This is a genomic window from Enterococcus sp. AZ011, assembly GCF_050548355.1.
GTDB classification, from domain to species: domain Bacteria; phylum Bacillota; class Bacilli; order Lactobacillales; family Enterococcaceae; genus Enterococcus; species Enterococcus faecalis.
This window is the reverse complement of the sequence record NZ_CP172959.1, coordinates 2,318,024-2,332,500: the sequence shown is the minus strand read 5'-3', so window position 1 is coordinate 2,332,500 and position 14,477 is coordinate 2,318,024. Positions and strand designations below refer to the sequence as shown.

16 protein-coding genes, 1 tRNA gene and 2 rRNA genes (1 of these 19 cut by a window edge) are annotated in these 14,477 nt (G+C 39.0%); all 19 read left to right on the top strand.

Annotated elements, in window-relative coordinates:
- Window positions 1-222: ribosomal RNA gene (locus tag IGL36_RS11245) — 23S ribosomal RNA — on the top strand; it begins 2,691 nt to the left of the window's first position.
- Between the two features lie 96 nt (window positions 223-318).
- Window positions 319-434 (top strand): 5S ribosomal RNA (gene rrf, locus IGL36_RS11240).
- Window positions 435-440: 6 nt separating this feature from the next.
- Window positions 441-514: transfer RNA gene (locus tag IGL36_RS11235), tRNA-Asn, on the top strand.
- A 192-nt stretch (window positions 515-706) separates the two neighbouring features.
- On the top strand, window positions 707-1,711 hold the full coding sequence (gene bgsA / locus IGL36_RS11230) for a cell wall glycolipid biosynthesis glucosyltransferase BgsA (protein ID WP_002362375.1): 1,005 nt from the start codon (window positions 707-709) through the stop codon (window positions 1,709-1,711).
- A 46-nt stretch (window positions 1,712-1,757) separates the two neighbouring features.
- Entirely contained in the window at window positions 1,758-2,981 is a 1,224-nt protein-coding gene (bgsB, locus tag IGL36_RS11225; protein ID WP_010707991.1) for a cell wall glycolipid biosynthesis glucosyltransferase BgsB, read from the top strand.
- Between the two features lie 72 nt (window positions 2,982-3,053).
- Complete coding sequence (locus IGL36_RS11220; RefSeq protein WP_002356274.1) at window positions 3,054-3,944, top strand: NAD(P)-dependent oxidoreductase; 891 nt, start codon at window positions 3,054-3,056, stop codon at window positions 3,942-3,944.
- A gap of 100 nt (window positions 3,945-4,044) precedes the next feature.
- Window positions 4,045-4,275: a YkuJ family protein gene (locus IGL36_RS11215; RefSeq protein WP_002379802.1), complete on the top strand. Its 231-nt coding sequence runs from the start codon at window positions 4,045-4,047 to the stop codon at window positions 4,273-4,275.
- 389 nt (window positions 4,276-4,664) lie between these two features.
- Complete coding sequence (gene fabT, locus IGL36_RS11210; protein WP_002362455.1) at window positions 4,665-5,105, top strand: fatty acid biosynthesis transcriptional regulator FabT; 441 nt, start codon at window positions 4,665-4,667, stop codon at window positions 5,103-5,105.
- A gap of 15 nt (window positions 5,106-5,120) precedes the next feature.
- Complete coding sequence (locus IGL36_RS11205; RefSeq protein ID WP_002359378.1) at window positions 5,121-6,086, top strand: beta-ketoacyl-ACP synthase III; 966 nt, start codon at window positions 5,121-5,123, stop codon at window positions 6,084-6,086.
- Window positions 6,087-6,138: 52 nt separating this feature from the next.
- The gene (locus IGL36_RS11200; protein ID WP_002356278.1) at window positions 6,139-6,366 is read left to right on the top strand and encodes an acyl carrier protein; all 228 of its coding nucleotides are present in this window, start codon (window positions 6,139-6,141) and stop codon (window positions 6,364-6,366) included.
- 136 nt (window positions 6,367-6,502) lie between these two features.
- Entirely contained in the window at window positions 6,503-7,459 is a 957-nt protein-coding gene (gene fabK, locus IGL36_RS11195) for an enoyl-[acyl-carrier-protein] reductase FabK (RefSeq protein WP_002356279.1), read from the top strand.
- A 32-nt stretch (window positions 7,460-7,491) separates the two neighbouring features.
- Window positions 7,492-8,421 (top strand): ACP S-malonyltransferase, encoded by a 930-nt coding sequence (gene fabD, locus IGL36_RS11190; RefSeq protein ID WP_002356280.1) that lies wholly within the window; start codon window positions 7,492-7,494, stop codon window positions 8,419-8,421.
- A 3-nt stretch (window positions 8,422-8,424) separates the two neighbouring features.
- The gene (gene fabG / locus IGL36_RS11185) at window positions 8,425-9,162 is read left to right on the top strand and encodes a 3-oxoacyl-[acyl-carrier-protein] reductase (protein ID WP_002356283.1); all 738 of its coding nucleotides are present in this window, start codon (window positions 8,425-8,427) and stop codon (window positions 9,160-9,162) included.
- Between the two features lie 18 nt (window positions 9,163-9,180).
- Window positions 9,181-10,416 (top strand): beta-ketoacyl-ACP synthase II, encoded by a 1,236-nt coding sequence (fabF, locus tag IGL36_RS11180; RefSeq protein ID WP_002356284.1) that lies wholly within the window; start codon window positions 9,181-9,183, stop codon window positions 10,414-10,416.
- 1 nt (window position 10,417) lies between these two features.
- Window positions 10,418-10,906, top strand: coding sequence for an acetyl-CoA carboxylase biotin carboxyl carrier protein (gene accB, locus IGL36_RS11175; protein ID WP_002397489.1), 489 nt, complete (start codon window positions 10,418-10,420; stop codon window positions 10,904-10,906).
- A gap of 3 nt (window positions 10,907-10,909) precedes the next feature.
- The gene (fabZ, locus tag IGL36_RS11170) at window positions 10,910-11,335 is read left to right on the top strand and encodes a 3-hydroxyacyl-ACP dehydratase FabZ (RefSeq protein ID WP_002356286.1); all 426 of its coding nucleotides are present in this window, start codon (window positions 10,910-10,912) and stop codon (window positions 11,333-11,335) included.
- A gap of 7 nt (window positions 11,336-11,342) precedes the next feature.
- Window positions 11,343-12,713, top strand: coding sequence for an acetyl-CoA carboxylase biotin carboxylase subunit (locus IGL36_RS11165; RefSeq protein WP_002367303.1), 1,371 nt, complete (start codon window positions 11,343-11,345; stop codon window positions 12,711-12,713).
- 55 nt (window positions 12,714-12,768) lie between these two features.
- The gene (accD, locus tag IGL36_RS11160) at window positions 12,769-13,635 is read left to right on the top strand and encodes an acetyl-CoA carboxylase, carboxyltransferase subunit beta (RefSeq protein WP_002356293.1); all 867 of its coding nucleotides are present in this window, start codon (window positions 12,769-12,771) and stop codon (window positions 13,633-13,635) included.
- Window position 13,636: 1 nt separating this feature from the next.
- The gene (locus IGL36_RS11155; RefSeq protein WP_002362363.1) at window positions 13,637-14,425 is read left to right on the top strand and encodes an acetyl-CoA carboxylase carboxyl transferase subunit alpha; all 789 of its coding nucleotides are present in this window, start codon (window positions 13,637-13,639) and stop codon (window positions 14,423-14,425) included.
- The last annotated feature ends 52 nt before the right edge of the window (window positions 14,426-14,477 follow it).

Sequence of the window (14,477 nt, the reverse complement as noted above, 5' to 3'; positions counted from 1 at the left end):
ACCGCTGGTGTACCAGTTGTTCTGCCAAGGGCATTGCTGGGTAGCTATGTAGGGAAGGGATAAACGCTGAAAGCATCTAAGTGTGAAGCCCACCTCAAGATGAGATTTCCCATTTCTTTAAGAAAGTAAGACCCCTGAGAGATGATCAGGTAGATAGGTTGGAAGTGGAAGGCTAGTGATAGTTGGAGCGGACCAATACTAATCGGTCGAGGACTTAACCAAAGAATGGATAAGTAAAAGCAACTTGGTTATTTTGATTCAAACTTCAATCCAGTTTTGAGTGAATGAAGATTCAACTCAATAAGAAACAACACCCAGTGTGGTGGCGATAGCGAGAAGGATACACCTGTTCCCATGCCGAACACAGAAGTTAAGCTTCTTAGCGCCGATTGTAGTGAAGGGTTTCCCTTTGTGAGAGTAGGACGTCGCCACGCGATTATTCCGGCATAGCTCAGTTGGTAGTAGCGCATGACTGTTAATCATGATGTCGTAGGTTCGAGTCCTACTGCCGGAGTTGAGCAAAAGCAAAAACCAACTTGGTTTTTGCTTTTTTTGTTTTATTCACTATTTTTTGATAAGCTTGAAGAAGGGACCTTAAAAACATTTATAAGATTAAAAGGATCCTACCGAAGAATGAATACATCAAATTTTAGCTATGGTATAATGTGTTTATTATAGTTAGTAAAGCAGAAAAGGAGGAGCGGGTTTGAAAATATTGTTATATTTTGAAGGTGAGAAAATCTTAGCCAAATCAGGTATTGGTCGAGCATTAGATCACCAGAAACGAGCGCTCTCTGAAGTTGGAATAGAATATACATTAGATGCTGATTGCAGTGACTATGATATATTGCATATTAATACATATGGCGTAAATAGCCATCGTATGGTCAGAAAAGCACGTAAACTAGGAAAAAAAGTTATTTATCATGCCCATTCGACAGAAGAAGATTTTCGTAATTCCTTTATTGGGTCTAATCAACTGGCACCATTAGTAAAAAAATATCTTATCAGTTTGTATTCCAAAGCGGATCATTTAATTACACCAACACCGTATTCTAAAACATTGCTAGAAGGATATGGCATTAAAGTGCCTATTTCGGCGATCTCAAATGGTATTGATTTATCACGCTTTTATCCTTCAGAAGAAAAGGAACAAAAATTCCGAGAATATTTTAAAATAGATGAAGAGAAAAAAGTAATTATTTGTGTGGGATTATTTTTTGAACGCAAAGGAATCACTGATTTTATTGAAGTTGCGCGACAGTTACCAGAGTATCAATTTATTTGGTTTGGTGATACACCAATGTATTCTATCCCAAAAAATATCCGACAATTAGTTAAAGAAGATCATCCAGAAAATGTTATTTTCCCAGGTTATATTAAAGGAGATGTCATCGAAGGGGCCTATGCGGCAGCGAATCTCTTCTTTTTCCCTTCGCGTGAAGAAACGGAAGGAATTGTTGTCTTAGAAGCATTAGCTAGTCAGCAACAAGTTTTAGTGCGTGATATTCCAGTTTATCAAGGCTGGCTAGTAGCTAATGAAAATTGTTATATGGGTCATTCTATTGAAGAATTTAAAAAATATATTGAAGGCTTATTAGAAGGGGAAATACCTAGCACTAGAGAAGCAGGCTACCAAGTAGCAGAGCAAAGAAGTATCAAGCAAATTGGTTACGAGTTAAAAGAAGTCTACGAGACAGTCTTATCTTAACAAATATTGAAGGCAGTTATTGTTAGATGAAATGGAGGTAATGAGAGTGAAAATTGGTTTTTTTACTGATACGTATTTCCCGCAAGTGAGTGGGGTAGCGACTTCTATTAAGACCTTAAAAGATGAATTAGAAAAGCACGGCCATGAAGTGTATATTTTTACGACAACCGATCCTAACGCGACTGATTTTGAAGAAGATGTCATACGAATGCCTAGTGTGCCATTCGTGTCTTTTAAAGATCGCCGAGTAGTGGTTCGCGGTATGTGGTATGCCTATTTAATTGCCAAAGAATTGGAATTAGATTTAATTCATACACATACTGAATTTGGTGCGGGTATTTTAGGGAAAATGGTTGGGAAAAAAATGAAAATCCCTGTCATCCATACGTATCATACAATGTATGAAGATTACTTACATTATATTGCTAAAGGAAAAGTTGTCCGTCCATCACATGTTAAATTCTTTTCAAGAGTGTTTACAAATCATACGACAGGTGTTGTTTGTCCCAGTGAACGTGTAATTGAAAAATTACGGGATTATGGAGTGACCGCACCAATGAGAATTATTCCAACAGGGATCGAAATTGATAAGTTTTTACGTCCCGATATTACTGAAGAAATGATCGCTGGAATGCGTCAACAACTAGGTATTGAAGAGCAACAGATTATGTTGTTATCGTTAAGTCGAATTTCTTATGAAAAAAATATTCAAGCAATTATTCAAGGGTTACCACAAATTATTGAAAAATTACCACAAACTCGTTTAGTAATAGTTGGAAATGGTCCCTATCTAGAGGATTTAAAAGAATTAGCAGAAGAACTAGAAGTTAGTGAATACGTTCAATTTACGGGTGAAGTGCCAAATGAAGAAGTCGCCATTTATTATAAAGCTGCTGACTATTTTGTCAGCGCCTCAACGTCAGAAACACAAGGCTTAACTTATACAGAAGCGATGGCTGCTGGCGTTCAATGTGTTGCAGAAGGGAACGCCTATTTAAATAATTTATTTGATCATGAAAGCTTAGGCAAAACTTTTAAGACAGACAGTGATTTTGCCTCAACATTGATTGACTATATACAAGCAAATATTAAAATGGACCAAACTATTTTAGATGAAAAATTATTTGAAATTTCTTCTACAAACTTTGGCAACAAAATGATTGAATTTTATCAAGACACATTGATTTACTTTGATCAACTTCAAATGGAAAAAGAAAATGCGGACTCAATTAAAAAAATTAAAGTAAAATTTACATCTTTAAGAAAATAAACTGCAAAACTTTCCTCCTTCGTTTATACTGAAGGAGGAAAGTTTTTTATTTTAAGAACGGAGGAAGCTACTATGTCTAAAATCGGCTTTATTGGAACGGGTGTCATGGGAAAATCAATTATTCGTAACATGATGAAAAACAATTTATCTGTCAATGTTTACAATCGAACAAAAAGTAAAACAGATGATTTAGTTGCTGAAGGAGCAGTTTGGTATGATACGCCAAAAGCAATTGCGGAAGCAAGTGATATCATTTTTACAATGGTTGGCTTTCCTTCAGATGTTGAAGGCGTGTATTTTAATGAAACAGGGATTTTTCAAGCAGATCTTACAGGTAAAATAGTAGTAGATTTAACCACAAGTACGCCGACCTTGGCTGAAAAGATTGCCAAAAAAGCAGCAGAAGTGGGTGCTCATGCGTTGGATGCGCCAGTTTCTGGTGGTGACTTAGGTGCTAAAAATGGTACTTTAACAATTATGGTTGGTGGCGATCAAGAAAGTTATGACACCGTCTTACCAATTTTCAAAACATTTGGTAAAACGTTTATGCTACACGGCTCAGCTGGAAAAGGGCAACACACTAAGATGGCGAATCAGTTAATGATTGCAGGCACAATGACCGGTTTGACTGAAATGCTCGTTTATGCAAATGCGACAGGATTAACTTTAGAAAAAGTTCTGGAAACAGTCGGTGGTGGTAGTGCTGCAAACTGGTCATTAAGTAATTATGGTCCGCGTATTTTAAAAGAAGATTATACGCCAGGCTTTTTTGTTAAACATTTTATCAAAGATTTAAAGATTGCGTTAGATGAAGCAAAAAAACTTGACCTTCCATTGCCAGCGACGCAAAAAGCGACAGAATTATATGAAAGCCTTGCAGATAAAGGGTTTGAAAATGATGGCACACAGGCCTTAATTAAGCTTTGGTGGACAGATGGCAAGCAACCAACGAATAAAAATTAAAGAACAACAAAAAAATCAAAAAAAATGACGAAAAATCATGCAAGTTAGGCAATGTTTTGTTACAATGGTACAGAACTAGTTTGCAAAAGGAGGCCCACTGATGAAACATTCACAACTTGTGGCGATTATTAAGAGACTGGAAGCAATGATCGAAGCAGCAGATAATGAAGTACAAGTACGCCGCTTTGAACGTGAAGGCGTAGAGAAATGTATTGTAAGTTTTGATAAATCAACAGAAACATTTGAATTAACAGAATCTGATACGCACCAAAGCTATCAATTCGATAACATCGATATTGTAGCAATGGAAATTTACGACTTAATTCAATAATTAATCGTCCTACATTTTAATAAGGGAGTGGAGTAGAAGCACCAAAGCTTCTGGTTCACTCTCTTCTCGTATTATCCAGTCAAGTTGTAGCAATAGCTTAGTGGGAGTTTAAGAATTATATAACAAAAATCACTGGCACTTCTCAATCAGGGGAGTGCCAGTGATGCTTTTTAGTTGCACTTCTTTCCTTTTTCTGTGAAAATAGTTTGGGTATCAAAGTAATTGATCCTTTTTTTAAAAGCCTCGTCCCTTGAAAATGCGCCTTTTTTGAAATATTTGAAGAATATTTCATTAAAAATATAGAAAATTCTCTTGCATTCTTTGCTTATTTACGATATAGTTTGAACATCAAATGTTTTGATAATCAAAGTATATGGATGGTGCACAGAATGGAACCTAATTTAGAAACAGTCAACGATTACTTAGTCAGTGTCTTTAATGACATCTTAACGATTGAAGAATCTGAATTGAAAAAATCACAATTTAATGATTTATCCATTACGGAGATGCACACAATCGAAGCAATTGGTATGTACAAGAAAAAAACGTCTTCAGAAGTAGCCAAGGAACTGTCAATTACCGTCGGAACACTTACTGTAGCGATTAACAACTTAGTTAAAAAAGGCTATGTTGAACGTTTGCGTAGTGAAGATGATCGACGTGTAGTAAAGCTTGGCTTAACTAAAAAAGGAAAATTACTTTTTAGAGTCCATCAGCATTTTCATCGTGAAATGGTTAAAAACATTTTGAAAGGCATGGAGCAAGAAGAAGAACAAGCGCTGTTAAGAGCACTAAAAAATCTTCATGATTTCTTGCAAGAATACAAATAAAAAGTGAGGATCCCCATGAAGAATTATGCACGAATTAGTTGTACAAGCCGTTATGTTCCAGAGAATTGTGTCACGAATCACCAACTGAGTGAAATGATGGATACCTCTGATGAATGGATACATTCGCGAACAGGCATTAGTGAACGTCGCATCGTTACGCAAGAAAATACGTCTGATTTATGTCATCAAGTCGCAAAACAGTTATTGGAAAAATCTGGAAAGCAAGCAAGTGAGATTGACTTTATTTTAGTTGCAACAGTGACACCAGATTTCAATATGCCTTCTGTTGCTTGCCAAGTGCAAGGCGCAATTGGCGCCACTGAGGCCTTTGCTTTTGACATCAGTGCAGCGTGTTCTGGTTTTGTCTATGCTTTAAGCATGGCAGAAAAACTAGTCTTAAGTGGTCGTTATCAAACAGGTCTAGTAATTGGTGGCGAAACATTTTCCAAAATGTTGGATTGGACCGATCGCTCCACAGCGGTGCTTTTCGGTGATGGGGCTGCCGGCGTCTTGATTGAAGCGGCTGAGACACCGCATTTTCTAAATGAAAAATTACAAGCAGACGGGCAACGCTGGGCGGCTTTAACGTCAGGCTACACGATCAACGAAAGTCCTTTTTATCAGGGGCATGAGCAGGCTAGTAAGACGCTACAGATGGAAGGACGTAGTATTTTTGATTTTGCGATTAAAGATGTTTCACAAAATATTTTATCCCTCGTGACGGACGAAACCGTGGATTATCTTCTACTACATCAAGCAAATGTGCGCATTATCGATAAAATTGCACGTAAGACGAAGATTTCCCGCGAGAAGTTTTTAACGAATATGGATAAATATGGCAATACCTCAGCTGCTAGCATTCCCATCTTGTTGGATGAAGCAGTTGAAAATGGGACCTTAATTTTAGGTTCCCAACAACGCGTGGTGCTAACAGGATTTGGCGGCGGCTTAACATGGGGCTCACTGCTCCTAACGCTGTAAAAAACTGTTCACATATAAATGAAGAAAATGACTATTTTGGAGGAATATACACATGGTATTTGAAAAAATTCAAGCAATTATCGTAGAAGAATTAGGAAAAGATGCTGAAGAGGTACAATTAACTACAAACATTCAAGAAGAATTAGACGCGGATAGCTTAGATTTATTCCAAATCATTAACGAAATCGAAGATGAATTTGATGTGAAAATCGAAACAGAAGATGGCATCCAAACCGTTCAAGATTTAGTAACATATGTAGAAAAACAACAAGCAAACTAATACATGAAAATAGGGGGCTGGGACATTTAATTGCTAAATGACCCAGTCCCTAAAAAAACAAGTAAATAAGCTGGAAAAATCCTTTTTTACTTGAATGAAGTGTACTTATCTTAGAACTAAAGGACGTATAAAATCAATGAATCAACAGTTATGTGAGTTGCTTGGAATCAATTATCCCATTTTTCAAGGCGGTATGGCTTGGGTAGCCGATGCTTCATTAGCAAGTGCCGTGTCAAACGCTGGTGGATTAGGGATTATTGCTGGCGGCAATGCCCCAAAAGAAGTCGTAAAAAAAGAAATTAAAAAAGTTAAAGAATTAACGGAGCAACCCTTTGGTGTCAATATCATGTTACTTTCACCTTTTGCCGATGAAATTGTCGATTTGGTTTGTGAAGAACAGGTTCCTGTCGTAACGACAGGTGCAGGCAATCCAGCCAAATACATGGCTCGTTTTAAAGAACATAACATTAAAGTAATCCCAGTAGTTCCTTCTGTTGCTTTAGCAAAAAGAATGGAAAAAATTGGTGCCGATGCTGTCATTTTTGAAGGAATGGAAGCTGGTGGACATATTGGCAAGTTAACCACTATGAGTGGCTTACCGCAAATCGTTGACGCTGTGTCAATTCCTGTGATTGCAGCAGGTGGGATTGGTGATGGTCGTGGTATGGCTGCGGCCTTTATGTTAGGTGCTGAAGCAGTCCAGTTAGGCACACGTTTTTTAATTGCCAAAGAATGCAACGTTCATCCAGATTATAAACAGAAAGTTTTAAAGGCACGTGATTTAGATGCAGTAATTACCTGTCAACATTTTGGCCATCCAGTGCGTACTTTAAAAAATAAATTAACTGCTCAATATAATCAATTAGAAAAGCAAGAACTTCAAAAAGAAGTACCTGATTTAGAAATGTTTGAAAAGATTGGTCAAGGCGCTTTGCGCAAAGCTGTCGTTGACGGGGATATGGATTACGGTTCCGTCATGGCGGGACAAATTGCCGGGTTAATAAAAAAAGAAGAAACAGCCCAAGAAATCATTGATTCACTCATGTCTGAATGCAAAGCGATTGTACATAAGATGAATCAGCGTTGGGGCTAAGTGAATAATTTTAACAAAAAATGAGGTGTCGTATGAAAACAGCGATTTTATTTAGTGGACAAGGAGCCCAGTATCAAGGGATGGGTGAAGAATTATATCACCAAGAAGCGATTGTTCGGGAAACTTTCGATGAAGCAAGTCATATCTTAGGTTATGAGATGGCAGAACTTTGTTTTACTGAAAATGAACGTTTAAATGAAACAGAATATACGCAACCTGCTATTTTAACAGTCAGTGTCGCATTTTACCGTCTTTTGCAACAAAAAGGACTAACGCCTGATGTCGTAGCGGGTTTAAGCTTAGGGGAATACAGTGCTTTGGTTGCCAGCGGGGCTTTGCGCTTTTCAGAAGCAGTGGCCTTGGTCCAAAAGCGCGGTCAGTACATGACAGAAGCAGCACCACAAGGAACTGGCAAAATGGTTGCTGTTATGAATGCTGAGCGTGAAGTAATTGAGAAAGCCTGCCAAGAAGCCAGTGCTTTCGGAATTGTGGCTCCAGCAAATTATAATACACCACAACAAATCGTGATTGGTGGTGAGGTTGCTGCTGTTGATCAAGCGATGACACTTCTCAAAGAAGCTGGTGTGAAACGAATGATTCCGTTAAATGTGAGTGGCCCTTTCCATACGGCGCTGTTACAACCAGCATCAAAAAAATTGGCTCAGGATTTAGCAAAATTGAACTTTCAAACGATGCAAATTCCTGTCATTAGTAATACGACTGCCGAAATTATGCCCCAAGAGGCAATTCAAGCGTTATTGGAAAAGCAAGTCATGTCTGCGGTACGTTTTGAAGACAGTATCGAAACGATGAAGGCTATGAACGTGGGAACGATGATTGAAGTTGGTCCAGGGAAAACATTAACTGGTTTTGTTAAAAAAATTGACAAAACAATTGAAATGCACCGTGTAGAAGATGTTGCAACATTAACAGAAACGTTAACAGCACTTACTGGGAGGTAAAAAATGGAATTAACAGGGAAAAACGTATTTATTACTGGAAGCACTCGTGGGATTGGCAAAGCAGTTGCGTTGGCTTTTGCGAAAGAGGGCGCCAATATTGTTTTAAACGGTCGGAGTGAGATTACGCCAGAACAACGACAAGAAATTGAAGCCTTTGGGGTAAAATGTATTGGCCTTTCTGGAGATATTTCCGATTTTGATGCAGCAGGTGAGATGATTCAAGCAACCGTTGACCAATTAGGCTCGATTGATATTCTGGTGAATAACGCTGGGATTACGAATGATAAATTATTATTACGAATGACAAAAGAGGATTTTAATGCCTGTTTAGATATTAACTTGGTAGGAACTTTTAACATGACCCAACAAGCGGTTAAACGTATGATGAAACAACGAAGTGGTCGGATTATTAATATGGCTAGCGTTTCTGGTTTAATGGGAAATGTTGGTCAAGCAAACTACGCTGCGAGTAAAGCGGGTGTCGTTGGTTTTACTAAATCGGTGGCACGAGAAGTTGCGCCGCGCGGTATTACCTGCAATGCGATTGCACCAGGGTTTATCCAAACAGAAATGACGGATGTTTTATCGGAAAAAGTTAAAACACAAATGAATGCGCAAATTCCCTTACAAACGTTTGGGCAAGTCGAAGATGTCGCAGCTACAGCGATATTCTTAGCTAAAAGTCCCTATATTACTGGGCAAGTCGTGAATGTTGATGGCGGCTTAGTCATGCACGGATAAACGAAAGGAGTCAAAAGGATGAATCGAGTAGTAATTACCGGTTACGGTGTCACCTCGCCGATTGGCAATGAACCTGAGACTTTTTTAGAAAGTTTGAAAACAGGGAAAAATGGTATCGGACCGATTAGTAAATTTGATGTTAGTGAAACAGGTGTCACCTTAGCAGCTGAAGTGAAAGACTTTCCAATGGAAAAATATTTTGTTAAAAAAGATGGAAAACGCATGGATAAGTTTTCGTTATTTGGCATTTATGCGGCCTTAGAAGCAATGGCTATGAGTGGCTTGGATACCAGTCAACTAGATGTGGATCGGTTTGGCGTTATGGTGGGTTCCGGGATTGGTGGTTTGGAAACAATTCAAAATCAAGTAATTCGGATGCACGACAAAGGACCTGAACGTGTGGCACCGTTATTTATTCCAATGGCGATTGGAAACATGGTGGCGGGAAATATTGCTTTACGTGTTGGTGCCAAAGGAATTTGTACTTCAACAGTGACGGCTTGTGCTAGTGCAACTCATTCAATTGGGGAAGCGTTCCGCAATATCAAACATGGCTACTCCGATGTCATTATTGCCGGTGGAGCAGAAGCGCCAATTACAGAAATCGGTATTTCAGGATTTGCTTCCTTGACCGCTTTAACAAAGGCGACTGACCCAGAAAAAGCCTCAATTCCCTTTGATAAAGAACGTAGTGGATTTGTGATGGGAGAAGGAGCGGGTGTCTTTATTTTAGAATCATTAGATCATGCTCTAGAACGAGGCGCAACTATTTTAGGTGAAGTGGTTGGCTATGGTGCTAATTGCGATGCCTATCATATGACATCACCAACACCAGATGGGAGCGGCGCAGCGAAAGCCATGGTACTAGCAATGGAAGAAGCGGGGATTTCTCCAGAAAAAATTGGCTATATTAACGCCCATGGAACAAGCACACAAGCCAATGACAGTGCAGAATCTAAAGCAATTGAATTGGCTTTAGGTGATGCCGCAAAAACGGCGTATGTAAGTAGTACGAAGAGTATGACGGGACATCTCTTAGGCGCCGCTGGTGGAATTGAAGGAATTGCTACCCTAAATGCTTTACAACATCAATTTATTCCGCCAACCATTAATGTGGAAAATCAAGATGAAGCAATTACGGTGAACGTTGTTTTAAACGAAAGCAAAGAGCATAAATTTGATTATGCTTTAAGTAACTCGCTAGGCTTTGGTGGCCACAATGCAGTTATTTGCTTAAAACGCTGGGAGGATTAACATGCAGTTAGAAGAAGTAAAAGCATTATTAACACAATTTGATCAATCAACTTTAACCGAATTTGATTTACGAGAAGGCTCGTTTGAATTATATATGAATAAAAATACAGTTTCTGGACGAAGTGCCGTAGAACCAGTGGCGCAACCACAAGAAACACCAGTAGCCGCTAGTGGTGTGTCAGTGCCTGTTGAAACAGTTTCTGTCGTTGAAGAAACGCCAACCAATACACCAACAGCCAATGAAAAGACAGAAGAAATTACGTCACCCATTGTAGGAATCGTTTATTTACAACCAGCACCAGATAAAGAAAACTTTGTCAAAGTAGGAGATACTGTTAAAACGGGTGACGTTGTGTGTATCGTTGAAGCGATGAAATTAATGAATGAAATTACGGCGACAGTTGACGGTGTGATTACTGAAGTATTAGTCAACAATGAAGATGTGGTTGAATTTGGTCAGCCGCTATTCCGAGTTGCTAAAGGAGAATAAAACATGAAATTAACAATTACAGAAATTCAAGAAATTTTACCACATCGCTATCCCTTTTTACTATTAGATAGTGTTGAAGAAGTTATTCCTGGGGAACGTGTTGTAGCGAAAAAGAATGTAACGGTTAATGAGCAAGTTTTTCAAGGTCATTTTCCTGGGAATCCTGTTTTGCCAGGAGTTTTAATTATTGAATCGTTGGCTCAAGCAGGCGCCGTGGCATTACTTTCAATGCCTGAATTCAAAGGGAAAACGGCATACTTTGGTGGATTAGATAAAGCAAAATTTAGACAAAAGGTAACACCAGGCGACACATTAATTTTAGAGGTTGAACTTTTAAAAGTCCGCGCTTCTGCTGGAATGGGTAAAGGTGTGGCAAAAGTTAATGGAAAAAAAGTTGCCGAGGCTGAATTAACCTTTATGATTGGATAGGTGAAAAATGTTTTCGAAAGTATTAATCGCAAACCGCGGAGAAATCGCTGTTCGTATTATTCGTGCCTGTCGCGAATTAGGCGTTCAAACAGTTGCTGTTTACTCTGAAGCGGATCAAGAAGCGTTACACACACAGTTAGCAGATGAAGCCATTTGTATTGGACCGGCGAAAGCAACTGATTCTTATTTAAATGTTCAAGCTGTTTTAAGTGCAGCAATTGTTACCAATGCTGAAGCGATTCATCCAGGGTTTGGTTTCTTATCTGAAAATAGTCAATTTGCTTCAATGTGCGAAGAATGTAACATTACTTTTATCGGTCCTAAAGCAGAAACGATTGATGCAATGGGCAATAAAATAAATGCACGTCAACTGATGCAGAAAGCCAAGGTACCTGTTATTCCTGGGAGTGATGGCGTCATTGATTCTGTCGAAGAAGCGTTGACGATTGCTGAAGAAATTGGTTACCCAGTGATGTTAAAGGCAGCTGCTGGTGGTGGCGGAAAAGGAATCCGAAAAGTTCTTTCAAAAGAAGAGTTACCGAAACACTTTACTTCAGCGCAGCAAGAAGCCAAAGCCGCATTTGGTAATGATGATATGTATTTAGAAAAAATTATTTATCCAGCACGTCATATCGAAGTGCAAATTTTAGGTGATCAATATGGGCATGTGATTCACTTAGGGGAACGTGATTGCTCACTACAAAGAAATAATCAAAAAGTGTTAGAAGAATCACCATCGATTGCTATTTCTGAAGAAAAGCGTCAGATGTTAGGCGAAACGGCCGTTCGAGCGGCACAAGCTGTGCATTATGAAAATGCCGGAACCATTGAATTTTTGATGGATCCAGCTGGCGACTTTTATTTCATGGAAATGAATACCCGCATCCAAGTCGAACATCCAGTTACGGAAATGGTAACAGGGATTGATTTAGTCAAAGCACAATTAGAAATTGCTTCAGGTGAACCTTTAGGCTATACCCAAGAGGATGTTACCATGACTGGGCATGCGATTGAGTGCCGAATTAACGCTGAAAATCCTGCCTTTAATTTTGCTCCTTCACCAGGTAAAATTCAAAATCTCTTGTTGCCTAGTGGTGGAATGGGCTTGCGTGTAGACAGCGCTATGTATTCAGGGTATTCAATTCCGCCTTATTATGATTCAATGATTGCAAAAGTCATCGTACATGGTGAAAATCGTTTTGATGCCTTGATGAAAATGCAAAGGGCTTTAAATGAAATTGTAACAGAAGGTATTATTACGAATGCCGAATTCCAATTGGATTTAATTACACATGACAATGTTTTGACAGGTGACTATGACACAAGCTTTTTACAAGAAACATTTCTACCAAATTGGGAGCCAGAAAGCAATCATTAAAGAAAGAACGCCGCAAGAGCTGTGCTCTTGCCGCTAAAATACGAGGAGTAAGCAAATGGCATTATTTAAAAAGAAAAATTACATTCGCATTAATCCAAATCGTGCTGATGCAAATGATGCATCAAAGAAGCCTTCTGTTCCAGATAATATGTGGGCAAAATGCCCTTCTTGTAAGCGAACACTGTATACAAAAGAAATGGGTGCAGAAAAAATCTGTCCGCATTGTGGCTATAGTTTTCGGATTGGTGCATGGGAACGATTAGCGATAACCGTTGATGAAAAGAGTTTCCACAATTGGGACAGTGAATTAGTGACAAAAGATCCACTAAATTTTCCTGGTTATCTTGAAAAAATTGAAAAAATGCAAGAAAAAACTGGACTAGATGAAGCTGTCTTAACGGGAGAAGCAACAATTGAAGGACAAGCTGTTGCAATTGGAATCATGGATGCTAATTTTATCATGGGCAGTATGGGAACGATTGTTGGTGAAAAAATCACACGCTTGTTTGAGCGGGCGACAGAAAAGCATTTACCAGTAGTGATTTTCACTGCATCTGGTGGTGCCCGTATGCAAGAAGGAATTTTTTCATTGATGCAAATGGCGAAAATTTCGGCCGCTTTGCAACGGCATAACAAAGCAGGCTTGCTGTATCTTACGGTATTGACTGATCCAACGACTGGCGGTGTTACCGCAAGTTTTGCGATGGATGGCGATATTATTTTGGCAGAGCCTCAGAGTTTAATCGGTTTTGCTGGCCGCCGTGTAATTGAACAAACGATTCGTCAAGAGTTGCCAGATGATTTTCAAAAGGCCGAGTTTCTTTTAGAACATGGTTTTGTAGATCAGATTGTGCCAAGAAATCTTTTGCGTCAACGATTGAGCGACTTGTTACGTTTACATTCTTTGGAAGGGTGGCGCTAACATGGAAAAGAAAACAGCCAATGATGTTGTTACCTTGGCAAGAGCCCAAGATCGTTTGACAACTTTAGAATATATAGAAGCCATTTTTGAGGACTTTTTAGAATTTCATGGGGATCGTTACTTTGCCGATGATTTAGCTGTAGTCGGTGGTGTTGCTACTTTGCAAGGGAAACCAGTTACAGTGGTAGGTATCCAAAAAGGTCGAAATCTACCAGAAAATATTGAACGTAATTTTGGTTCACCTAATCCTGAAGGGTATCGCAAAGCGTTACGTTTAATGAAACAAGCGGAAAAATTTAACCGCCCAGTCATTACCTTTGTGAACACTGCTGGTGCCTATTGTGGAATTGGTGCCGAAGAGCGAGGAGAAGGGGAAGCCATTGCGCAAAACTTGTTAGAAATGTCTGATTTGAAAGTGCCAATCATCTCAGTCATCATTGGTGAGGGCGGCAGTGGCGGTGCTTTAGCTTTAGCAGTCGCAGATGAAGTTTGGATGTTGGAACACACGATTTATGCGGTTCTTTCGCCAGAAGGTTTCGCCTCTATTTTGTGGAAAGACGGCAGTCGTGCGAAAGAAGCAGCAGAATTGATGAAAATCACAGCGACAGAGCTGAAGGAATTAGCTATTGTAGATAAAGTAATTCCGGAAGTTATGAACGGTCAGCCTCTGGAACAAGCAAAAATTAATCGCATGTTACAAAAAGCGTTCATTTCAAAATTAACTGAATTAGCTAAATTAGATACGGAAACGTTACTAGAAAAAAGATACCAACGTTTTCGCAAATATTAGAAGTTACTACTCATCAACGAACTTTTCAGGGGTTGATGGGTGGCTTTTTTTA

What these genes read in the sequence shown, in the direction of transcription:
- IGL36_RS11220 (WP_002356274.1), top strand. Translation starts at nt 3,054, where the DNA reads ATGTCTAAAATCGGCTTTATTGGAACGGGTGTCATGGGAAAATCAATT.
- IGL36_RS11215 (WP_002379802.1), top strand. Translation starts at nt 4,045, where the DNA reads ATGAAACATTCACAACTTGTGGCGATTATTAAGAGACTGGAAGCAATG.
- fabT (WP_002362455.1), top strand. Translation starts at nt 4,665, where the DNA reads ATGGAACCTAATTTAGAAACAGTCAACGATTACTTAGTCAGTGTCTTT.
- IGL36_RS11205 (WP_002359378.1), top strand. Translation starts at nt 5,121, where the DNA reads ATGAAGAATTATGCACGAATTAGTTGTACAAGCCGTTATGTTCCAGAG.
- IGL36_RS11200 (WP_002356278.1), top strand. Translation starts at nt 6,139, where the DNA reads ATGGTATTTGAAAAAATTCAAGCAATTATCGTAGAAGAATTAGGAAAA.
- fabK (WP_002356279.1), top strand. Translation starts at nt 6,503, where the DNA reads ATGAATCAACAGTTATGTGAGTTGCTTGGAATCAATTATCCCATTTTT.
- fabD (WP_002356280.1), top strand. Translation starts at nt 7,492, where the DNA reads ATGAAAACAGCGATTTTATTTAGTGGACAAGGAGCCCAGTATCAAGGG.
- fabG (WP_002356283.1), top strand. Translation starts at nt 8,425, where the DNA reads ATGGAATTAACAGGGAAAAACGTATTTATTACTGGAAGCACTCGTGGG.
- fabF (WP_002356284.1), top strand. Translation starts at nt 9,181, where the DNA reads ATGAATCGAGTAGTAATTACCGGTTACGGTGTCACCTCGCCGATTGGC.
- accB (WP_002397489.1), top strand. Translation starts at nt 10,418, where the DNA reads ATGCAGTTAGAAGAAGTAAAAGCATTATTAACACAATTTGATCAATCA.
- fabZ (WP_002356286.1), top strand. Translation starts at nt 10,910, where the DNA reads ATGAAATTAACAATTACAGAAATTCAAGAAATTTTACCACATCGCTAT.
- IGL36_RS11165 (WP_002367303.1), top strand. Translation starts at nt 11,343, where the DNA reads ATGTTTTCGAAAGTATTAATCGCAAACCGCGGAGAAATCGCTGTTCGT.
- accD (WP_002356293.1), top strand. Translation starts at nt 12,769, where the DNA reads ATGGCATTATTTAAAAAGAAAAATTACATTCGCATTAATCCAAATCGT.
- IGL36_RS11155 (WP_002362363.1), top strand. Translation starts at nt 13,637, where the DNA reads ATGGAAAAGAAAACAGCCAATGATGTTGTTACCTTGGCAAGAGCCCAA.